This window comes from Megasphaera sp. UBA4233 (assembly GCF_002395615.1).
Lineage (GTDB): Bacteria > Bacillota > Negativicutes > Veillonellales > Megasphaeraceae > Megasphaera > Megasphaera hexanoica.
The window spans coordinates 57179-79635 of sequence record NZ_DGXL01000021.1 but is presented as its reverse complement, the minus strand read 5'-3'; the positions used below and the strand labels follow the sequence as shown (position 1 = coordinate 79635).

The following is a 22457-nucleotide window of genomic DNA, read 5'->3' as shown; positions in this document are numbered from 1 at the left end:
AAAAATTTATTGACAAGACATAACTATACATTTATAATTTTCGTATAAGGAAAATAGAATGCAGAATGAGGCAAGGGGGCCGTACAAATCGAGGAAGGGTTTGGAGGCCTTTTTTTGTCCAGGAACGCAAATTTTGGGAGGGATGTCATATGAAGTTCAGTTCACTCAAGAAAGTATTGGCCGTTGGTCTGGCCGCTGTCGTAGTCGTAGGGGCGCTTGCCGGTTGTGGGGATAATAAAGCCGGTGCCCAGAAGAAATTCCTGAATATTGGTACCGGTGGCACGGCCGGCACGTATTATCCGATTGGCGGTGCTATGGCAGAAATTTTGAACAAGAATATTGAAGGCATGAATGCCACGGCCCAGAGCACAGGCGCTTCCGTTGCCAATATCAATATGCTGAAAGATGGATCTATCGATCTGGCCATTATCCAGAACGATATTACCTACTATGCAGCTAATGGCACGGAAATGTTCAAGGATAAAAAAGTTGACAATCTCCGCGGTATTGCCGCCCTCTATCCGGAAACATGCCAGGCCGTCACCCTTGAATCGTCTGGTATCAAGACCATTGCCGACCTGAAAGGCAAACGCGTTTCCGTCGGTGCTGCCGGAAGCGGTGTAGAAGCCAATGCCCGCCAGATCCTGGCTGCTTATGGACTGACTTATGATGACATCCAGGTTCAGTACCTGTCCTTCGGTGAAAGCTCCAGCGCCCTGAAGGACGGCAACGTCGATGCAGCATTCCTGACGGCTGGTTTCCCGACGGCGGCTGTACAGGATTTGGCTTCCCAGAATAAGATCCGCATCCTCGCTGTCGATCCCGATAAAGCCGACCAGCTCATTTCCCAGTATCCGTTCTACACCAAGACGGTCATCCCGGCTGGTACTTATGCCGGCTTTGATGAAGACGTACCGACCGTTTCCGTCATGGCTATGCTCGTAGCATCGGATAAAGTCGATGATCAGATGGGCTATGATATTGCCAAGGCCCTCTTTACCAACCTGGACCGTCTGAAAGAAGCTCATTCTGTCGGCAAACTCATCACCAAGGAAGGCGCCCTGAAAGGCATGCCGATTCCGATGAATGCCGGCGCTGAAAAATTCTTTAAAGAATAATTCTTCATGCGCGTCCGTGTTTTAACGGGAGGATATCTGCTGTGCCTGCTCCTCTTCGTCCTGTCACCGGTACTGCTTCAGCCGTGGCTCTTCCTCTATGGGGGAGGACGCCATATGCTGGATGTGCCGGTACGGGCGGGCACGGCAGTGACCATCCGTTTTATTCATTCTGTGCAGAAAACACCCGTCTGGGAATACCTCAGCGTCAACGACCGGGCGGACGGCTTCTGCCTTCATAAAACAAAATACCAGTCTTTCGGCGTCGGACTGCCGTTTATGGAAAGCGATGGGTCATTCCGCCATGAAGGCGATTATTTCATCATGGACCATATGGAACGGCCTTTCCCGCAGCTTCATCTGCGGACAGGCGTCGGCACACAACTGACCGTTGCCATAGCGGATACGGTCTGCCCTTTGTATCAGTACCTGCCAGATGGCAGTGCCGTAGATATCAGGGTAGCGCCGTTATATCAGTATATACGGGATATGGTCAGATAAGGGAGAGAGAAGTATGAGTGAAAAATCGACGGAACAACTCGCCGATGAGGTGTTAAAAAAGTACGATAATGAATCCAATACGATAAATTACAAGGGATTTATGGCCAAAGTTGTTTCGGCCATTGCCATCACGTTTTCTATATTTCAGTTGTATACCGGCGCGTTCGGCGTACTTGATGCCCAGCTGCAGCGTGCGGTACACCTGGGCTTTGGCATGGCGTTGATATTTCTTCTCTATCCGACACGGAAGAAATGGCTGAAGAGCGGGAAAATCCATCCTCTGGATATCCTGCTGGCAATCCTGGGAGCAGCGTCCCCGGCCTATATCGTCCTGGAATATCAGCAGCTCGTGTTGCGTTCCGGCACGGTGACGACGACGGATTACATCGTAGGCGGCATAGGCATCCTGCTGATTCTGGAAGCGACACGGCGGGCCGTAGGGAAGCCGATGCTCTGCGTGGTGCTGGCTTTTCTGGCCTATGCCTTTGCCGGTCCCTATATGCCGGGCGTTCTGGCTCATAGAGGTCTGACACCGGAACAGCTGGTAGGGCACCTGTATTTTACGACCGAAGGCGTATTTGGCATTCCGCTGGGCGTATCGTCTACCTTTATTTTCCTGTTCATTTTATTCGGCGCCTATCTGGAAGCGACGGGCCTGGGAAAATTCTTCATTGACCTGGCCAATGCCATCGCCGGCTGGTCCAGTGGCGGGCCTGCCAAAGTAGCCGTCATTTCCAGTGCTCTCATGGGAACCGTTTCCGGCAGCTCCGTAGCCAACGTCGTCGGGACGGGCAGTTTCACCATCCCCATGATGAAGAAATTAGGTTATCACAAGAATTTCGCCGGTGCCGTAGAAGCGGCATCGTCTACAGGCGGACAGCTCATGCCGCCGGTCATGGGGGCTGCGGCTTTCCTCATGGCAGAATTTGTCGGCGTTCCCTATATTGATATCGTCAAGGCAGCCGTTATTCCGGCTTTATTATATTTTACAGGTATCTGTCTTGGCGTTCATTTCGAAGCAAAACGCAACAATCTGAAAGGCGTTCCCCGCTCTCAGCTGCCTAAGATCTGGACGATTTTGAAAGAACGGGGTCATCTGGCCCTGCCTCTCATCGCAATCGTCTATCTGCTGGTTGCAGGCTATTCGCCCATGCGGGCGGCACTGGTAGCCATCGTCATGTCCATCGCAGCATCGTTTGTCCGCAAGGCTACGCGCATGAAACCCATTCAGATCATCCAGGGGCTGGAAAAAGGCGCCAAAGGCGTCCTGGGCGTACTCATAGCCTGTGCTGCAGCCGGCATCATCATCGGCGTCGTTACCAAGACCGGCGTGGGATTAAAACTGGCATCGGCCCTGATCGACCTTTCGGGAGGTATGCTGCTGCCGACCATGTTCTTTACCATGATTACGGCGCTTATACTGGGCATGGGCGTGCCGACCACGGCAAACTACGTCATCACGGCGACTATTGCCGCTCCGGCCCTGATAAAACTGGGCGTCCCCGTCCTTGCGGCGCATATGTTTGTCTTCTATTTCGGAATCATCGCCGATATTACACCGCCGGTAGCACTGGCGGCCTATGCCGGTGCCGGCATCAGCGGCGGCAATCCCCTCATGACCGGGGTCAATGCGTCCAAACTGGCCATAGCGGCCTTCATCATTCCCTATATCTTTGTCGTATCGCCAGTCCTTCTCATGGTACAGGCGACGCCGCTGGAAATGATTATGGCGACCATTACGGCTGTACTGGGCATGATCGGCCTCAGTTCGTCCATGATCGGGTATCTGGCCGATCACTGCAACGTCCCCGTACGGGTCCTGTTGTTTGTGGCAGGCCTGCTCATGATTGTGCCGGGCGTCATGACCGACGGCATCGGTATCGTCATTTTTGGCAGCATCCTCTTCTGGCAGATGCGGCTGAAAAAGAAAAAAGCAGCCATTGCCGGCTGAAACTGAATAGAACGAAAACAGGAGCTGTCTTCTCAATCAGGGGAAGACAGCTCCTGTTTTATTTGTGGCAGACCGGGGTCCGCCATATTGTAAAATATCAGATGATGGTATAAACCCGTTCCAGCTGGTCCAGATAGGCGTCGATACGCTGCAATTCGTGAGGCTCTGTGACGGCCTTTCCCGAATAATAATATTCGACGGTCTGAGGCAGATATTCCAGACCTTTGCGGTAATCGAGCTGGCGGATGAGTTCGCGGATTGTTCCTTCGTTGCCGTCGACAAAGCGGACATGGTCTGGCAGGATGCGTCGCAGCGTTTCTTTAAAATAATTGAAATGGGTGCAACCCAGGACGAGATTGGCATACTTGCTGAAATCATACGGGGCAAACTGCCGGCGGATATAGTCTTCTACGGCCGGCGAGGAAAAATCCATGTGTTCGGCAAATTCCACAAGATCCGGCATGGCCAGCAGGTCTACCAGACTTTCTGTATCGTATTTTTCGATAAGCTCTTTGATTTTATGTCCCCGCACGGTAATCGGCGTGGCAATGACCAGGACGCGGTTGCGCTCTGTATCCATATCGAGTGCTTTTTTGGCAGCCGGTTCCATCCCGATGATGGGAATCTTGTATTGGTGGCGCAGTTCCCGCACGGCCACGCTGGTAGCGGTATTGCAGGCGACAACGATAGCCTTGACATCTTTGGTCATGAGAAAAGAAAAGGCGTCGCTGACGTACTGGAATACCTGTTCCGTCGTCTTCGTCCCATAGGGTACATTATCTTCATCGGCGAAAAAAATAAATTGTTCATGAGGGAGTACTTTCATGGCATGATGGAGGACGCTGAGCCCGCCGATGCCGGAGTCGAAAAAAGCAATTTTCATATAAAAGACCTCGGATTTCATGGAAATTATACTGTATCAGCGTATATATTATAGCACGGGCCGGGGCCGGGAGAAATAATTTTACTTGCAAATTTCGCATATCCTAGTCTTTATTTTCATAGGTAAAAACTGGCGGTGGGAAGATTTTTCCTGATATAATGGAACTAGGAAGGCCGTATGATAAATGGCAGTTCACATATATTTAGAAAAAGAGAGGTACTACCATGTTTAGAAAAAGTACGATTCACGACCTTCAAGGCGTTTATGAGCTCATCTGCCAGCTCGTCCGGCGGGAACTGGACAGGGACATGTTTGCCCGGGTTTATGCAGAACAGATGGAAAATGATGATTATTACTGCCTCGTTGCAGAAAAGGACGGGAAACTGTATGCCGTATTGAATCTGCGGTTTGACAGGCAATTGCATCACTGCGGAAACTGTGCGGAAATCGTGGAATTTTTTGTCAGTGAAGACGCGCGCAGTCAGGGCACCGGCGCCCAGATGGTGCGTCTGGCCGAAGAAGAAGCAGTAAAGCGGCAGTGCGTTCTCATAGAGGTGACCAGCAATAAGGCCCGCGTTCATGCCCACCGCTTTTATATGCGCGAAGGGATGGAGCAAACTCACGCAAAATTTGTCCGGGAATTTTAAATACGAAAAAAGAAGCAGCAGATGCAGGGAGAGTTTCCCCATATCTGCTGCTTTTTTGTTGCTATACAATGGTTGAGACATTTATGCCAGTACCTTCCGGGCGGCAGCGGCGATATCGTCTGCGGTGAGGCCGTATTTTTTCAGCAGGTCTTCAGAAGAACCGGATTCACCAAATGTATCCTGTACGCCGATGAATTCCTGACGGACGGGATAGCGGCGGACGAGTGTTTCTGCCACGGCGGAACCGAGACCACCGAGTACGGTGCCTTCTTCTGCCGTGACCATGTGTCTGGTCTTACGGGCGGCATATTCGATGAGATCGGCATCAATAGGCTTGATGGTCGGCATATTGATGACCATGGCTTCCAATCCCTCCTGACGCAGCTGATCGGCGGCGGCAAGAGCAGCTGCTGTCATGCGCCCTGTCCCTATGAGGGCCACGTCAATGCCGTCCCGGAGAATCTGTCCCTTGCCCCATTGGAAGGTGCTTCCGGCCGGATGGATATCGGGGACGGTATCTTTGCCGAGGCGGATGTATACCGGGCCTTTATAGGCGACGGCGGCCTTGACGGCTTCTTCCGTTTCCCAGCCGTCCGATGGGACGATGACCGAAAGATTGGGCAGGCTGCGCATGAGAGCGATGTCTTCGATGGCCTGATGGGTGGCACCGTCACTGCCGATGGTCAGGCCGCCGTGACTGACGATGATTTTTACATTGAGATTGGGCAGGCAGATGGAATTGCGGGTGATTTCCAGTCCCCGTTCGGTAAACAGTGCATACGATCCGGCCAGGGGGATTTTTCCGACGGCAGCCAGACCGGCGGCGGTACCCATCAGGTCCTGTTCGGAAATACCGACATTGAAGAACCGTTCCGGAGCCTTGTTCTTAAATTTTTCTGACCGCGTCGAAGAGGCGATATCCGCATCAACGACGACGACATCGGGATTTTTATAGATTTCCGTTTCCAGGACATGACCGTAGGCGTCCCGTGTAGACATAGCCATTATGATTCACCTTCCAATTCTTCCAGTGCCTTTTTCGTTTCGGCGGCATCGAGTGTTTTATTGTGCCAGGCGGCCTTGTTTTCCATGAAATCGACGCCTTTGCCCTTGATGGTTTCGGCGATGATGGCCGTCGGCATGCCTTTCGTTTCTTCCGCTTCTTTCAGGGCTGCCCGGATTTCGTCAAAGTTATGACCGTTGATAGTAATCGTATGCCAGTGGAAATCGCGGAATTTATCGGCAATAGGCATGATATTCATGACCTCTTCCGACGCACCGCTGAGCTGCAATTTATTGTGGTCGATGATGAGCGTCAGGTTGTCCAGCTTAAAATGGGCACTGGTCATGGCCGCTTCCCAGATGATGCCTTCTTCGATTTCCCCGTCGCCGCAGATGACGTACGTGCGCCAGTCTGCGTGGTCAAGACGGGCTCCCAGAGCCATGCCGTTGCCGGCGGACAGGCCCTGACCCAGTGAGCCGGTAGACATATCAATGCCCGGCGTGCGGTTCATATCGGGCACGCCCTGGAGCATGGCTCCACATTTCCGGAGATTCCACAATTCGTCTTCGGGAAAGAAACCGTGCATCATGAGCGTCGCATAGAGAGCCGGTGCAGCATGGCCTTTGGACAGGATGAGCCGGTCACGGCCGGGCCAGTGAGGTTCTCCGGGCCGCACATGCATATATTCCCCATACAACACCTGCAGGATTTCCACAATGGAAAGAGAGCCGCCGGGATGGCCTGCGCCGGCAGCAGCCAGCATCTTGACGACATATTCACGCACAGCCGTAGACCGCCGTGCGAGTTCTTCATTTGTCATAGAATCATCTCCAGTCAACAATAGTATCACCTATATGTACAGCATAGTACTTTTTGCCATAGGCGTAAAGGGTGGAAGATAGTTTGTTTCTTTTGTTAACGCGAATAGTTTGTGTGATGGTGATATTACACTCTAAAAAACTCCCTTTCAGGCAGTTCAGGATGTTCGTATTTCCTGTCTGCTTGAAAGGGAGTTTGTGTTTGTCTGGCGTTACCGTTTCTTGCCGGTTCCTGCGGGAGTTTCCGCCTATTCAACTGTTCCAGTCCCTGGGCCGGGGACTGATTCCGCACGCCTTCCCAGACGGCCATCAGATCATCCCGTTCCTCTCCGAAGAGGATATAGCTGCTGCTCCTCTTCCTCCTTCCGGCTGTAGATCATCTTTCGATTCATCGCCCCTGGGAACGTGCTGATTATGACCCCGAAGGGCAGCATCATCAACAGGAATATGGACTTGAAATCTCAGAAATCCGTACGTATTCTATCCTTATTATCATCTTACTAAATACAAAGAATAAATACACTGTAATAAATTACAGGTATAGGTCATAGAATCAGAATTTTTCCAACAAATGCAGGAGCTTTTTGGCTGTCATGACAGACAAACCATTAAATCATATCATCTGTCATGACAGATTCATAAAAGTTTATACAACCGTCTAAAACGCTTTTGTAATTGCAAAATACACATGAATATACTGTAACAAATTACAGTGTGTTTCCTTTTTGCTTTTGATATAATGAAAACAAAAAGACAGCTAAAAAATATAGTTTAAGAATAAAGGAGGCGTACATTATGAAGAGACGTCATCATTGTAAAACATCCCATGCCAAACTGACATTGGCTGTATTGGCCCTGTGTAGCATGACGGCTTTCTGGGGCGGTGCTGCCTGGGCCGCTGATGCTGGGCAGACTCCGGATCCCGTCCAGGACGGCATCCATTATTTCAGTGTTAACCCTGAGAATGGTAACCGCGACAAAAATTACAATAATGACGGTGCGGTAGGGAAGGACTCTCTGGCTATCGGGGCTGGGGCCCATGCTGAAGGAACTATGGGGGCTACGGCTCTGGGCAACGATGCCGTAGCTGACGGTGAACGGGCACTGGCTGTAGGAAATGGCTCGAAAGCTACCGGTTTGGACGCTATTGCCATTGGTACCGGGTCCCAGGGGGAAGCCACTGGAACGAATGCCATCGCTATTGGCGAACAGAGTCATGCTAAGGGTATGTATACGACAGCGGTGGGCAGTTATTCTGAAGCCACTGCCAAAGGGGCCGTGGCCCTGGGACAGCAGGCCAAGAGCAAAGGAGAGGACAGCACCAGCATCGGCATCATGGCTAATGGCATGGGCAAAGCCGGAACGGCCGGGGATCATTCCACCGCCGTAGGGGCCTATTCCGAATCTTCCGGACTGGCTTCTACAGCTTTGGGTGGCTTCAGCAAAGCCACCGATGACTTCGCAACGGCTTTGGGCTATGGCAGTGGAGCCGTCCTCCGGGGCACAGCCGTAGGCGCTGCCAGCCAGGTTACGGGAGAAGGCGGCACGACGATAGGCCTGCTGAGCATTTCTTCTGCCCCGGGAGCCGTGGCGCTGGGCATGAGTTCCGTAGCCGACCGGGAAGCGGGCTGGCAGGGATACCATCCGGTGTACGGCCAGATGCAGGACGTTTCTCCTGCCTGGCAGTCCACCTGGGGTGCTGTTTCCGTCGGGGCCGGGCCTTCCCAGGATGAAAATGGCCGGTTGATTCCCCAGCGGACCCGGCAGATTATCAACCTGGCAGCCGGGACGGAAGATACGGACGCCGTGAACGTGGCCCAGCTGAAGGAAGCCATGAGCGATGCCCGGATTTCCATTCATGCCGGGGAAGGCATCGTCGTGGAGAAACAGGGATCGGAATATACCATCAAAGCCAATCTGAATGGCTTGGGCAATACCCATGGGGAAGTCCAGATTCTGTCTGATCCGGAGGAATTTCCAGAGAACCCGGATCAAAGGGAAGTATCTCCCAATCAGCCTAGACAGGCACCGGGGCTGCAGCTGGCTCGTGCCGTAGCGGAACCGGAAAAGGAAACCGATGACGGCGGACCACTCCATGTGGGCTATGTGGCTAATCCCGTTTCCTTTGTCACGGAAGACGGCAATGCCGCTACTCTCAATGACGGAGGTACGATCAACGTTTTGGGCGGAGACAATATCCGGACGGCATCTACCACTACTACCGATGCTAATGGCGGCAAGGTCGATACTATCCATATCAATTTGGAACGGGATATCAATGTCGATAGTGTCCAAATCGCCCAGGGCGGGCCACTGTTGAACGGAGACGGCCTGGATATGAGCAATCAGTCCATTACCCAGCTGGCACCGGGTGAAGTATCGGCGACGTCTACGGACGCCATCAACGGCAGCCAGCTCTACGCCACCAACCAGATGGTACAGGAAAACCGGCAGAACATTACCCAGCTGGGAAATTCCCTGAACAAACTGGATAACCGCATCAATCGTGTTGGTGCAGGTGCGGCAGCTTTGGCAGCACTTCATCCGCTCGACTTTGATCCGGACAGCAAGTGGGATTTCGCTGCTGGTTATGGCAACTATCGTGATGCCAATGCAGCGGCTGTCGGACTCTACTATCGTCCTAATGAAGACACCATGTTCAGTGTCGGTGGCAGCTTCGGTGGCGGTGAAAACATGATCAATGCCGGCGTCAGCCTGAAAATCGGCCGCGGCAACCATGTTTCCAACTCCCGTGTAGCCATGGCTAAAGAAATTCGCGATATGCGTAAAGCTATGGCTGAACAGGCAGCTGAAATTGCAGAGCTCAAAGCGATGCATCATCTGGCTATCGATTCCAATAAGAGCATGCTCTTCCCCGATGTAGCCGATAACCACTGGGCTTACGAATATGTCACGAAACTGGCGGGCAATGGCATTATCGAAGGCTACCCGGATGGACTCTTTAAAGGCAATCAGGTGATGACCCGCTACGAATTTGCAGCCATCGTCTACCGTCTGATGGAAAAAGGACTCGGCCATACCGATCCGGAAATGAACCGCCTGGCCCGCGAATTCAGCAATGAACTTTCGTATATCCGCATCGATACGGTACATCAGGATAAAGACGGTACGCCGACCGTACAGCGTGTCCGCGTAAAGAAATAGTGACAGGACAACGACCATATCGGCCTGTCGGGATGATGTGATTACGTCTGATGATTCCGTCGATCAGGATAAATAACCAGAGGCATAGGTAGAGCGAGAGGCTTTGCCTATGCCTCTTGCCGGTTCTAAAAAACGTCGGGCAAGTGCCTGGATGGCGGACCTGTAAAAAAATAAGGGGCTGTAACAAAATGAGCTTTTTTGCTCATTTTGTTACAGCCCCTTTCTTTGGAGCCACTTATCGGATTCGAACCAACGACCCTCTCATTACGAATGAGATGCTCTACCAGCTGAGCTAAAGTGGCATATGATTGTACCTGAACGGTACTTTACTAGTATATCCATTTCGTGGCGTTTTGTCAAGAGGTAAAAAATTGAAAAAAATCGATATATTTGTTTCTTCGTTATATTTACAACGTACAATCGAAGCAGCGCAGGTTATACTATACGTGTAAAGAGGAAACGGTGATGAACCGGAATACGATAATCCTCCATATGATATATGTATCGCGAAAGGAGCGATGACTTATGAAATTCAAAGTAAATGATTCTTGTATCTCTTGTGGTATGTGCGCAGGTTCCTGTCCGGAAGTATTCCACATGGCTGATTCCGGTATGGCTGAAGCGATTCCTGACGATGTAGCACCGGAAGTTGAAGAATCCGCTATTGACGCAATGAACAACTGCCCGGCAGGCGCCATCGAAGAAGCCTGAGAAAGAAATACACAGGGCGTACGGCATCGGCAGGGTGCTGATATCGTGCAGATATAAAGTGAGACTCCCGTAATACAAAGCAGAGGCTGCAATGAAATGGCTTTAAAAGTTCGTTTCGTTGCAGCCTCTGTTTTATCTTTCGCTACAAGTCATAGATTATTTGGTTTAAACAAAATCTTATTTTTTTTCGTAGTAGTATCGTGTCCACATGGTAACTTCTGAAAGGGACGGGTGGGGCGTCATGGTTTCACTCAGGGTATAGACACTGCGCGGATCCAGCGTGCGCGTAAGGGGGAGATCGCGCAGATACTGTGCGTCGGCTGAGGCAATATCCGGGCGGAGAGGTTGTACTGTGTGAGTACCGCACATGAGAAGGTTGACAAAGGGTTGGATGAGGATGGACGCTTCGTGGCCTACGATGTGGGCGCCAAGAATCTGTTTGCTCATTTTGTCGATGATGAGTTTGATAAATCCGTCATCAGAAGCTCCCGGTTCGTATCCCAGTGCATAGCCTTTGGCTGAGGCAGAGTAGTGGTTGACTGCCGTTTCCACATCATATCCCTGCTTTCGGGCTCCTTCTTCCGTAAGTCCTGTATGGGCCGTTTCCGGATAGGTATAGGTTACGGCCGGTACGGCATCGTATTGTGCCCAGCGCCAGTTTTCGCGGGGCATATGGGAAAAGAGATTGTGGGCTATGATTTCGGCTTCGTAATTGGCTTTATGGCGGAATGGCGCCCTGCCATTGACATCGCCCAGGGCCCAGATGCCATCTGCGCTGGTTTCGAGAAACTCATTGGTCTCGATATAGCCGCGGCTGTCGAGACGGACATCCGTATGTTCCAGCTGCAGCAGTTCTGTCATAGGGCGGATGCCGGGGGCCACGAGGATTTCTTCGGCCCGTACTTCTGCCGTCGTCCCGTCTGTACGGTTGCGGATAGTCAGGACTTTTTCATCGCCTTCGCGCCGCACGGATATCGTGTCCTGGTTCAGGCGGACATCGATATGACGGTTCTGGAACTGGCGCAGCATGAACGCTGAGATTTCTGGCTCTTCTTTTGGCAGAAGGCGGACGTTGTGCTGGACGATGGTGACCTGGGTGCCGGCCGCTTCAAAGACATGAGAAAATTCACAGCCTATGGGGCCGCCGCCGATGACAATCAGGCTCTTATACGGTTTTCCCGGGAATTTGGGACCAAAGAATGTTTCTGACGTAATGTAACCGCATTCTTCCAGACCGGGGAGTACGGGGATATTCGTCCGGCCACCAGTACCGATAAAAATCTGCCGGCCTTCCAGTTCTTCTGCTGTACCGTCGGCTTTTGTCACGGCAATCGTCTTTTTGCCGGTAAACGAGGCCGTGCCGTTATAGGTATCGACGTTGGGGAATTGGTCATAATACGCCTGAATGGCCGGACTTTCGTCTATTTTCTGCCACAGCCTCCGGGCCAGCGTATCCCAGTCCAGCGTGGCGTTTTCCGCTGTGACACCGATACGGGCTCCTTCCCGTATTTCACAGAGCAGATTGGCTGCTGTCACCATGACTTTTGTCGGGATGCAGCCCCGGTTCAGGCAGGTACCGCCGAAACGGCCCCGCTCGATGATAGCAACTTGTTTATGCTGTCGTATAGCGGCATCAGCAATGATGTTGGCTGCTCCCGTGCCGATGATAATGACATCGTATTGTTTCATGGAAATCCTCCTTGTATATGGAAATCTTGTATATAATAAGTGTACGGAAAAAAACGTCTTCCTGTCAATGAGGCAGGAAGACGTTTTTGGTAATTAGTGTGTTTCCGGCAGGCTCTGGGAGAATATCCATTCCAGTGCCGGCTTCATCGTGTATGCATACAGCCATGTGTACCGATGGCTGCCGCCTTTGTAAATCGTAAGATAGTGGCTGCAGTCTGGTTCAATCAGAGAGGCGGCTTCGGCCTGCAGCTGTACGGTTGGTACATTGGCATCCAGTGTCTGGCGATCGACTTTGGTACCGGATTTTTTCAGATTCCCCAATATTTCCGTCATGCTCGGGTAGGCACCGGCATCGCCTTCACAGATGACCGTCCAGAGCGGCTGGCTGGCAAGAGGAGCCGTAACGGCGGCATTCCATTTGCAGGCGATGAGATACGATGCGGCAAAGAAGTGAGGATATTTAACATCCATGGCAATCGATGTCATGCCGCCCATGGACTGGCCTGTGTTGTATATGCGCCGCGTATCGATGGAGTAAGTCTGGCAGAGAGACTGGATGAGGTGAATCGTACGATCCAGTTCTGGCCCGTAGTCGTAATTGTCATCGACGATAACCGTGTCGTACTGGGGCGCCAGAACGAAGCAGGGATGACTGGCCTGCCATCCGGGCGATGCGAAGGTGACGGCTCCCAGCCCCTGGACGAGCGTTGCTTTGACGTCCGGTGAGACGACGCCGGCATCATGCATGAAAAGGACGAGGGGGTATTTCTTTTGTGGATCGTAGTTCTTCGGAACATAGAGATTATACTTTAATACAGCATTCTGCTGCTGGCTGTCCGTAAAGGTCCCCTGGATAAAATCTTCGACAATCAGATCCCTGGATTTGGAAGTTTCTATCCCTTCTTCCGGCCCATAGAGAGCGCCTGATACCGTTTTTACAAAACCCGTCTGGCTGACGTTCGCCTTCATGACGGGAAGTGGACTGGGATTACCGTGGCTTCCCAACTGGGGTCCGCCGCCATGGCCTTTTTTCTGACGGTCTTTGACGGGGCCGTCTTCCGGATGAGGATCGACAGAGGAATCGACGAGGGGCAGGGCCTGGAGCTGGAGTACGACATAGTTCCCTGATTCCGTATGGACAGTTGTTTTTTCTGCCGCCGTGTTTGTATAGACTTTTTCAATCGTCCGGCCATCGACGGTATAGTCGGAAGGGGAAAGGGAAGATGAAAGAACCGGCGCATCGTACTGGACGATGACATGAGAGACGTGCTCGCCATCTCCTGTAACTTCCCCGATGGCTTCAGCCCCTGTAATATGATTGGCAGCAAAAGACGTGCTGCCCAGGGAGAGACACAGCATGATAGCGGCGCCCAGCCGGCGCCAGGATTTCCATTTCATTTGCATATGACCTTCTTTTCTGATGACAGGTAAAACTAATAATATATATCAATTGACCTTAGTATACACAGAAAAGATGGCGGTTTCGTCACAATACAGACACAGTTCATCGCGGACTGCCTGACGAAACGGGCTATCAGCTGATTTTGCTGCCGTTGGCTTTCATCTTGAAACGCAGGCCCAGGACTTTTAGTAGTTTGCCTGCCGTCATAGCGACTTTGGCTGTATGCTTGCTGGAATGATCGGTGTAACCCAGGGCTCCCAGTACGCGGTTTCCCTGTTCCAGATATATGTTCAATTCTTTCGCGTGAGTGATATTTTCATAGGTAAATTTCTTCATGTATCATTTATTGACAGGACTGATTCGTTCAGCCCTTCTCCTTTTTGTATTAAGAAAGCCGCAGTATGGCATCGAGGGCCAGTTCCGACCGTTCACATTCTCCCGGCAGCATGGTGACCTGCCAGCAGAGAGGACTTTCTTTCATTTTTTCTGCCGCATACATGAGGCCGTTGGTCCGCTCATCGAGAAATGGCCGGTCAATCTGGTTGGGGTCGCCGAGAAGAATGATTTTGGTTCCTTTTCCGGCGCGGGTAATAATGCCTTTGACCTGGTTGGGTGTCATGTTCTGGGCTTCATCGATGATCAGGTAGGTTTTTTCAAGAGACCGGCCACGGATAAAATTGAGGGCTTCTGCCTGGATGATCTGCCGGTCAAAGATTTCGTCGATTCGCTCAGCCAGCTCCTGTTCGTTTTCATAGCGCAGGTCTTCATTGCCATCGACGAGCTGTTCCAGATTGTCGCGGATAGGGCGCAGCAGGGGTGCTATTTTTTCCTGTTCATCACCGGGCAGGAATCCAATGTCCGTATCGAATTGGGCGTTGGGACAGCAAATGAGGATGCGGCGATATTCCCTGGTTGGATGATTGACGATTTTTTCCAGCCCCACGGCAAGGGAATAAAATGTTTTGGCAGTACCGGCCTGGCCTTTGACGATGACCAGAGGTGCTTCATCGGCGGGGCGCATGAGTGCTTCCTGCAGGAAATACTGGCCGGCATTGCGCGGACGGACGCCGTAGGGCGCAGCATCGGCATATAAAAGCGGCACAGCCCGGCCATGGCGGACGCAGCCCAGGTGGGTCTTATTCTGTGAGGCATCGGCCCGCAGGAGAAGAAATTCGTTTTCGTACAAGGACGGATGACGGGGATGACCGTCGGGGCCGAGCTGATAAAGTGCGGCCGGATCGATGCCGTCGGCACGGAACGAGGCAAATGCATCTTCTGCCACGTACCAGTCGCTGCGGCCCAGATAAGGCTGCTGGCGGACGTTGATTTGTTCCGTACTGAAATCCTGGGCTTCGATACCGAGAACCTGTGCTTTCAGGCGTAGTAGCAGATCTTTGGTTACCAGTATAGGTTCCAGACTGCGCAGGTGGCAGCATACTTTCAGGATGCGGTTGTCGGACCGGTCGTCGGGAAGCGAGTCGGGAAGCTCTTCATGGATACAGTTGGTCTCGATGCGGAGTGTACCGCCGTTGGGAAGAGATACTCCCGTGAGCAGATTGCCGGACAGCCGCAGCCGTTCCAGAATGCGGATTGCCTGCCGGGCATTGTAACCCCGCTCGCCCTCTGCTTTTTTCAGTCCGTCCAGTTCTTCCAGGACGACTAAGGGCAGTACGAGATGATTTTCTTCGAAACATTGTAATGCATACGGTGCCTGAATCAGGACATTCGTGTCCAGTACATACGTCTTTGCCATGAAAATCCCCACCTTTGCCTGTGATTTGTTTACCTTTCCATCATAGGTGGTGAACATACAGAGACGATAAAGGTTGTGTAAAGAATTGGTAAGGCTCTGGCTACTTTGCCCTGTTACGGTAAATAACGGACTGTATACGGCTAATAAATTGCATGCTATAGCTTGAATTGTAAAATGCGACTAGGGCGGCCTGTTTTGCGCTGATACTTTTTTCCTACTTCAAAACAATACCCTTTTTCCAATAGTTTATTAATCATGCGGGCTGCCGACCGGGGCGTGATTTTCAGGAAATCTGCAATTTCTGCTGTTGTGAATTCATTTTTCCCGGCTTGAAGGATGAACGAATGAAGATGACTGATTGTCAGTGCGCCAATGCCGGTCCGTTGGCTGATTTCCAGAAATTCGTTGGAAATATTAGGGTGTGGTTCCGGCTGCCGATCAATAGGGGTGTATATGTGATGCAGATCATAGACGAGATAAATACGGTTACCGCCGCCGTGACGTGCCCGGTTCAATCCGGTACGGGCATGATATTGTGCTTCTATGGCCGTTTTGCCAAAGCCAATACTGACACTGATAGTGCTGGCCGTATTTTCCCGGATAGTTTCGAACATGGAAAAATCTTCCAATCCCCTTGTTCGCCGTTCGATGATGTCCCGGGAGGTAAAAAACATAAATAACTGTTCCGTAACGTGGAAAACAGGAGATTCAATTTCTACGGATAAATCGTAAATGTGTTTGATAACGTTGACATTTTCCAGCATACCCTGATATTCATTACGTTCTGTATAAGGCAGTCTGTCGTTTTTGAAATCATCAATGCCGACGTAGATGATGACAAACTGACTTTCCCGGCTGACCGTAAACAAATACGTCGTATATACTTTCTGAAGACTGTTGTAAATATCTAATAAAGTAGGGACGACGCAGGCTACGGGATAGCCCAGTTTTTTTAACGGTTCGTATACTTTGGCAAATTTGGTCAGACAGGCAATATCTTTATTAAACCGATATTGGTTTTTGAAAAATTGGAGCGTCTCTTCAATATAGGCTTCATTAAAATCATATACAGGAGCAAAGATGATGTGAGTCTGGTCGAGGGGAATGCCCAGCTCTTCATAAATGTCGAAGACGAGCTGGTGATCCTGTATATCGGTTACCAGATGATATATATTATGCCCCTGCAGGGTAAGCTGAAACAAATAATTCAGACATCCTGCGTGGGAATGTTCGACAAATTCCCAAGGAATACTGGGAGTGACCTTGGCCTGCGTATAGAGTTTGGCTGTTTCTCCCAAAAATAAAAGCTGATCGAATTCCTGCTGTCGCCCTTCAATGCAGAAAGGAATGTCAAAAATGGCATCGTAGATAATCGGTGTAATTTCTATCTGGGAAAATTGTCCGACAAGTTTGGTTAAAAGACGGACATGGGTTTGTGGCACAATAAAACCAAGTTTCAATGTCATTCCTCCTTATAAATAGAGAAAAATTATGGAAGATACAAAGAAATTTAAGTTTTGGTCATAATAATAGCCTATTAAAGACACTTGAAAAGAATTATGATATGAGCATAAAATAGAGAATAATATAAAGAATAAAAATAAGAAAACAATAAAATATAAAACATGTTTACTGGTATACGAAACTGTCCTTATATATGTATTGTAAACTAAGTTGCAGAAAGCGTAAATACAGAATATGTAATTTGATAAAAAGATAGTTATGCCGTATATTCCGGAGTATGGCTTTTCATCATTTCTCATAGTACATATCAATATGATTTAAAACGAGGCGATGATTGTACACGATAGCGCTGCCGGCAGGATATCTTTTGCACTTTTTATGACAAAATGTATTAGAGAAAGGACGTGACGATATGGAAAAGGCGAAGACGAGTTGGACGAAATATGTTATTCCCGGTTTTGTTTTTCAACAAGTAGTCATTGGCGGCGGATATGGTACAGGTGCTGAGATTGCGCAATTTTTTGGGACGCAGGGACTATTGGGCGGTTTTTTGGCACAGATGATCACGATGGTTGTCTGGACGCTGATGTGTGTGATTACTTTTGAATTCGTTCGTATCTTCAAGACCTATGATTATGGTTCTCTCATGAAACGACTTCTCGGCCGGGGGGCTATCCTGTATGAAGTATGTTACTGGGCCATGATGGTCATCATTATGGGCGTCGTCTGTGCCAGTGCCGGCAGTATGCTCAACAGTCTTACCGGGCTTTCCAAATGGTTTGGCATCGGCATTCTTTCGGCCGGTATGGTGATTTTGGTCTTGAAAGGAACGGCAACGATTGAAAAGGCGCTTACCGTGTGGGGATATATCCTGTATGCCGTATACATCCTCTTTATGGCTGTTGTTTTCTATAAATTCGGAGGAGCTATTGCCAATGAATTCGCCCGGGCAGAAATCGGGGGCGACTGGTGGTTCAACGGCCTGCGGTATTCCTTCTATAATCTTGTCGTTGTCGCCGTGGTATTATACACGGTGCGGGATTTAAAAACCCGCAAAGAAGCGGTCCTGTGTGGGATTATTTCCGGAATCTTTGGCATTATTCCGGCGGTATTGCTTCTCCTGGTGATGGGCTGTAATTTTACGGCAGCTATCCAGGCAGAAATACCTGTCGCTGTCGTCTTTGAAGAATTGAACATGCTGTGGCTCTATATCCTCTTTGAAAGTGTGCTCCTGGGTACACTCATCGCGACCGGCACAGGTTTTATTAAAGCTGTAGATGACCGTGTGGAAATTGCATATAAACGGGCGAAAGGCTATGTACCCCGCTGGGTACGCCCTGCTATTGCGGTGGGTCTTACTGCTCTGGGAGTCGTTGTGTCTACCTTTGGGCTGATTCCGCTTATTGCTCAGGGCTATGGCATTATATGCTGGGGGTTCTTCCTCTTCTTTGCCTTGCCCATGCTCACCATAGGATTGTATAAAATTAACAGTCATGATCCTGATGCTGAAATTGAAGTGGAAATATATAACGAGAATTAACGTACCGGATTTTGGAGGAGAAGGAGCTGAAAGAGTATGAAACAAATGGCGTGTCAGGAATGGGTAAACCGGGATGCAGAAGTTGTTGCAACTTGCCAGCATCTTTCGTATTTTCCTCTTGTAGTAGAATCTGCACAAGGGGATATTGTGACCGATAAAGATGGCAACCGTTTTATTGACTTCCTTACGAGTGCATCATCGCTGAATCTGGGAAGCTGCCATCCGGAAATCATGTCTGCCGTACAAGAGCAATTTCAGAAATGCACGCAGTATACTCCGGCATATACATACAATGAAGCGACGATTACCTACGCGGAAAATCTGGTTTCCGTCTACCCGGGAGGGGTGAAGGCTAAGATTGCCTTTGGAAACTGTGGGTCCGATGCCAACGATTGCGCTGTAAAATTTGCCAGGGCTTATACGGGACGAAAAAAAATTATTACCTTTTTGAACTCGTATCATGGAAATACTTACGGTTCGTGCAGTATGACTGCCTGTACACCGAGAATGCGGGAAAAGATGGGGCCATTCCTTCCGGAAATTTATCATTTTCCTTATTTTGGCATCAATCTTCCGGATGAACAGGTAGAGCGGGACTGTCTGCAAGCTATAGAAAATGCCTTTTCTATGTATCTATCACCGGAAGAAGTGGCAGCTGTTGTCATCGAGCCGATACAAGGAGATGGTGGTATATTGCCGGCTCATCCGATATTCATTCGGAAACTATATGATTTATGTCAAAAATACCATATCTTATTTATTTCTGAAGAAGTACAGCAGGGATTTTACCGGACAGGGAAGTTTTTTGCTATCGAACATTATGGTGTCATCCCTGATGGTATTATCATGGGAAAATCCATCGGCGGTGGTTTCCCTCTGGGAGCTTTTATGGCACGGGCTGATATTATGGATTCTCTTCCGGCTCCGGCACATCTGTTTACATTGGGAGGCAACCAGGTATCCTGTGCGGCAGGAAATGCACTCTTTACTATCTTGCAGAGAAGAGCTTTTCAAGAACAACTTGCCCGGACCATTAAGCTCCTTTGGGAAGAAGCCGGACAGTTGCAGCGGAAGCATCCTGATGTAGTAGGCTTCGTACGGGGAATCGGTATGTCTATGGGTATTGGTATCGTAAAAAAAACAGATACCGGTGAATACAGAGCCGATCCGGAGGGCACCTATAAAATTTTATACCGGGCATACGAAAATCATTTGCTGATCATCAATGTAGGTGCCAACGTCCTGCGGGTGCAGCCGCCACTGAATATATCGGACGACCATTTGAGAAAAGGATTTGCTATTTTGGATCAGGCAATGACGGATTTTGAAAAAGGAGACATTCCCGATGCCGTTCTGGCCGGTAAAAAAGGCTGGTAAATATAAAATAAATTTAGATTTTAGTTATTGCGATGATGGTTCCCGGCATTCTAAATTCTATTGACACAAGGCCGGTGTATTTGGTATACTAATTGCACAACCACATATAGTAGTAAAAGGGAGTAACCTTTTAGCTGGCGTCAACATGCATGCCCATTGGGCTGGTGCCAGCGTTGTAACCATTTTACAATAGGTGAGACTTTTCCATACTGTCCGTCAGACGGCATGGGAAAGTCTCATTTTTTTATCGTATGTTCATGTAAAGGAGAATGCATCATGGAATGGACCTTGGTTTCCTGGGATTTTATAACAGCCCTCGCATCCATTATTATGCTGGATATTCTGCTCGGCGGTGATAATGCCGTCGTCATCGCCATGGCGGCCAATAAACTGCCGTCGGATTTGCGAAAAAAAGCCATACTCATCGGCACTGGTGGGGCTGTCATCATCCGCCTCGTTATGACACTGATTGCCGTATGGCTCCTGTCGATTCCTTATCTGCAGGTCCTGGGCGGGCTGATTTTGCTGCCTATTGCTATCAAGTTACTGCTGCCGGCAGAGCATGATGAGAAAATTAACGCTTCGGACACGCTGATGGGTGCCATCCGGACTATTATCATTGCCGACGCGGCTATGGGTGTCGATAATGTACTGGCTATTGCCGGGGCATCTCATGGAAGCTTTATCCTCGTCGCCTGCGGGTTTCTCATCAGTATCCCGATTATCGTCGGGGGCAGCACGGTTATTGGCAGGATTATGGACCGCTTCCCAGTCGTACTCTATGGCGGTGCAGGCCTTCTGGGCTGGACGGCCGGTTCCATGATCATGCATGACGCTGTAGTGGGGAGACTGATTATGAGGATTGTCGGCAGCTGGACAGAATTTGCCGTTCCGGCGGTATTGACAATTTTCGTCTGCAGTACGGGTTATATCTTTTCGAGACATAAAAAAAGCACTTCTTTAAATCTTGAGAAGTTGTCGTAAACATGGCTCAATCTGGATTCCTTCCCGGGCGTCTGAACCGGCCTGGCGGGTATAGTCGAGGGCATAGGACAGAAAATCGAGGGACAGGCGCATGGCCATGTGAATAGAGTGATTCCGGAGCAGTGCGCCTGTAAGGACGCTGGCAAATAAATCGCTCAGACCATCCACTTGTTTCCGTACGCGGTAAATCTGGCATTCGTCATAGGTATGGGTAGTACCGTCAAAACTGACATTTTTTATCTTTATATCTGATGCGGGAATTCGGGTAATCACGACATACCGTGGGCCTAATGACGAAAGCTGGTGGCAGAGCTGGAGGACATCTTTTAAGGAAGGAAAAGATGGGACAACTGGTGTCCCGGTCAGCATACAGGCCTCTATCAGTGTCGGCGTAATGACCGTGGCCTTTCGTATGAGAGTGCGCATTTTTTCTATCATATCCTGACTATAGACGGGAAGAGGGCGGCCGGCAAATGACATGACCGGATCGATTACGACAAGGGTATTTTCGTCAGAAAAGCGGCGGATAGCTTCCCAGACAATTTGCATCTGTTGGAAATCTGATAAAAATCCATTGTAAATAGCCTGATAGGAACAGCCGATTTCTTCCCATTTTTCCATGAATAAACGTGTATCAGACAATACATCCGAACTATAACATGTCTGATATGTGATATTATTACTGGACAAGGTTGTCGGCAGGGGACAGACTTGAAACCCCATAGCAGAAATAACCGGTACGACAGCAGTCAGCGAGCAGCGGCCAAAAGAGCATAAATCATGAATGGCCAGTACACGCTTGGTAAACATGATTATCACCTCTTGGAATAATATATTATATCCATTGTATATGATATGTTGTATGAATACAAGCTGTATTTAGTTCTTTATGCGTATTATATATAGCCGGAAGACCGATAGGAAAAAAGGGGTGTCTATAGTATACTAAAAGAAAAAGCATGGGAGGCATTGACATGAAAATTATTGATGGAACGCAGCGGCTGCCTGAACTAAAGGAACTGATTGTGGAATATACCGATTCTCTGCACATGGATCTAAGTTTTCAGAATCTGTCAGATGAACTGGCTCATCTGGAACAACGTTATGTACCGCCTTACGGCCGCATCTATGCAGCCGTGGCCGATGACGGAGCGGTTATTGGCTGTATTGCCTATCACCGCCACGATGACCGGCGCTGTGAAATGAAGCGGTTATATGTCAAACCGGCATACCGTCATCTTCATGCCGGGCGTATGCTCGTAGAGAAGATTGTCAATCAGGCCTGTGCAGATGGATATAAGGAAATGGTGTTGGATTCGTTTACCGATACGATGAAAAGCGCCATTCATACGTATGAACGATTCGGATTTACCGAAATCCCGGCGTATTATCATAATCCCATGCCCAATGTGATTTATCTGAAAAAAGATTTGTAAAGACGAAAGCCGCAACAA

19 protein-coding genes and 1 tRNA gene are annotated in these 22457 nt (G+C 49.7%); 10 read left to right on the top strand and 10 right to left on the bottom strand.

Going from position 1 to position 22457, the window contains the following annotated elements; translation table 11 throughout:
* Positions 1-149 precede the first annotated feature (149 nt).
* From B2U90_RS07255 to B2U90_RS07245, 3 genes are read left to right on the top strand one after another with little or no spacing between them, the layout of a single operon-like run.
* Positions 150-1118 (top strand): TAXI family TRAP transporter solute-binding subunit, encoded by a 969-nt coding sequence (locus B2U90_RS07255; protein ID WP_059076528.1) that lies wholly within the window; start codon positions 150-152, stop codon positions 1116-1118.
* Positions 1119-1124: 6 nt separating this feature from the next.
* The gene (locus B2U90_RS07250; RefSeq protein WP_292017503.1) at positions 1125-1616 is read left to right on the top strand and encodes a DUF1850 domain-containing protein; all 492 of its coding nucleotides are present in this window, start codon (positions 1125-1127) and stop codon (positions 1614-1616) included.
* Between the two features lie 13 nt (positions 1617-1629).
* Positions 1630-3567, top strand: coding sequence for a TRAP transporter permease (locus B2U90_RS07245; RefSeq protein ID WP_292017502.1), 1938 nt, complete (start codon positions 1630-1632; stop codon positions 3565-3567).
* A 97-nt stretch (positions 3568-3664) separates the two neighbouring features.
* Here B2U90_RS07245 and murI read toward each other — a convergent pair whose 3' ends face one another.
* Positions 3665-4450 carry a glutamate racemase gene (gene murI / locus B2U90_RS07240; protein WP_075581610.1) on the bottom strand — a complete coding sequence of 262 codons (786 nt, stop codon included), beginning with the start codon at positions 4448-4450 and terminating at the stop codon, positions 3665-3667.
* 224 nt (positions 4451-4674) lie between these two features.
* Between murI and B2U90_RS07235 the strand changes: the two genes are divergently transcribed.
* On the top strand, positions 4675-5097 hold the full coding sequence (locus tag B2U90_RS07235) for a GNAT family N-acetyltransferase (RefSeq protein ID WP_059076532.1): 423 nt from the start codon (positions 4675-4677) through the stop codon (positions 5095-5097).
* Positions 5098-5178: 81 nt separating this feature from the next.
* Here the strand turns inward: B2U90_RS07235 and B2U90_RS07230 are convergent, their stop codons facing one another.
* Positions 5179-6102: a transketolase family protein gene (locus B2U90_RS07230; RefSeq protein WP_292017501.1), complete on the bottom strand. Its 924-nt coding sequence runs from the start codon at positions 6100-6102 to the stop codon at positions 5179-5181.
* A complete protein-coding gene (locus tag B2U90_RS07225) occupies positions 6102-6920 on the bottom strand; it encodes a transketolase (protein ID WP_059076534.1) in 819 nt (272 codons plus the stop codon). Before B2U90_RS07225 ends, B2U90_RS07230 begins: the two co-directional genes overlap by 1 nt.
* A gap of 793 nt (positions 6921-7713) precedes the next feature.
* Here B2U90_RS07225 and B2U90_RS07220 point away from each other — a divergent pair.
* Positions 7714-10083 (top strand): S-layer homology domain-containing protein, encoded by a 2370-nt coding sequence (locus tag B2U90_RS07220; RefSeq protein ID WP_292017500.1) that lies wholly within the window; start codon positions 7714-7716, stop codon positions 10081-10083.
* A gap of 226 nt (positions 10084-10309) precedes the next feature.
* Here B2U90_RS07220 and B2U90_RS07215 read toward each other — a convergent pair.
* Positions 10310-10385: transfer RNA gene (locus B2U90_RS07215), tRNA-Thr, on the bottom strand.
* A 223-nt stretch (positions 10386-10608) separates the two neighbouring features.
* Here B2U90_RS07215 and B2U90_RS07210 point away from each other — a divergent pair.
* The gene (locus tag B2U90_RS07210) at positions 10609-10794 is read left to right on the top strand and encodes a ferredoxin (protein ID WP_075581604.1); all 186 of its coding nucleotides are present in this window, start codon (positions 10609-10611) and stop codon (positions 10792-10794) included.
* Between the two features lie 177 nt (positions 10795-10971).
* Here the strand turns inward: B2U90_RS07210 and B2U90_RS07205 are convergent, their stop codons facing one another.
* The 5 genes from B2U90_RS07205 to B2U90_RS07185 form a co-directional block, all read right to left on the bottom strand.
* Entirely contained in the window at positions 10972-12483 is a 1512-nt protein-coding gene (locus B2U90_RS07205) for a dihydrolipoyl dehydrogenase family protein (RefSeq protein ID WP_292017499.1), read from the bottom strand.
* 93 nt (positions 12484-12576) lie between these two features.
* On the bottom strand, positions 12577-13881 hold the full coding sequence (locus B2U90_RS07200) for a hypothetical protein (protein WP_292017498.1): 1305 nt from the start codon (positions 13879-13881) through the stop codon (positions 12577-12579).
* A gap of 136 nt (positions 13882-14017) precedes the next feature.
* Positions 14018-14221 carry a hypothetical protein gene (locus B2U90_RS07195; RefSeq protein ID WP_257536566.1) on the bottom strand — a complete coding sequence of 68 codons (204 nt, stop codon included), beginning with the start codon at positions 14219-14221 and terminating at the stop codon, positions 14018-14020.
* A gap of 49 nt (positions 14222-14270) precedes the next feature.
* The gene (locus B2U90_RS07190) at positions 14271-15638 is read right to left on the bottom strand and encodes a PhoH family protein (RefSeq protein WP_292017497.1); all 1368 of its coding nucleotides are present in this window, start codon (positions 15636-15638) and stop codon (positions 14271-14273) included.
* 155 nt (positions 15639-15793) lie between these two features.
* Positions 15794-17098, bottom strand: coding sequence for a hypothetical protein (locus tag B2U90_RS07185; RefSeq protein WP_292017496.1), 1305 nt, complete (start codon positions 17096-17098; stop codon positions 15794-15796).
* A 416-nt stretch (positions 17099-17514) separates the two neighbouring features.
* On the opposite strand from B2U90_RS07185, the gene B2U90_RS07180 reads away from it, so the two are divergent.
* From B2U90_RS07180 to B2U90_RS07170, 3 genes are all read left to right on the top strand, one after another.
* A complete protein-coding gene (locus B2U90_RS07180; RefSeq protein WP_292017495.1) occupies positions 17515-18642 on the top strand; it encodes a hypothetical protein in 1128 nt (375 codons plus the stop codon).
* 36 nt (positions 18643-18678) lie between these two features.
* Positions 18679-20019, top strand: a complete 1341-nt coding sequence (locus B2U90_RS07175) for an aspartate aminotransferase family protein (RefSeq protein WP_059076544.1) — start codon at positions 18679-18681, stop codon at positions 20017-20019.
* 276 nt (positions 20020-20295) lie between these two features.
* Positions 20296-21003: a TerC family protein gene (locus tag B2U90_RS07170; protein ID WP_292017494.1), complete on the top strand. Its 708-nt coding sequence runs from the start codon at positions 20296-20298 to the stop codon at positions 21001-21003.
* Here the strand turns inward: B2U90_RS07170 and B2U90_RS07165 are convergent.
* Positions 20980-21813, bottom strand: a complete 834-nt coding sequence (locus B2U90_RS07165; RefSeq protein WP_292017493.1) for a pyridoxamine kinase — start codon at positions 21811-21813, stop codon at positions 20980-20982. The two genes, B2U90_RS07170 and B2U90_RS07165, sit on opposite strands and share 24 nt — an antisense overlap.
* 164 nt (positions 21814-21977) lie before the next feature.
* Between B2U90_RS07165 and B2U90_RS07160 the strand changes: the two genes are divergently transcribed.
* A complete protein-coding gene (locus B2U90_RS07160) occupies positions 21978-22439 on the top strand; it encodes a GNAT family N-acetyltransferase (protein WP_113856382.1) in 462 nt (153 codons plus the stop codon).
* Positions 22440-22457: the final 18 nt, after the last annotated feature.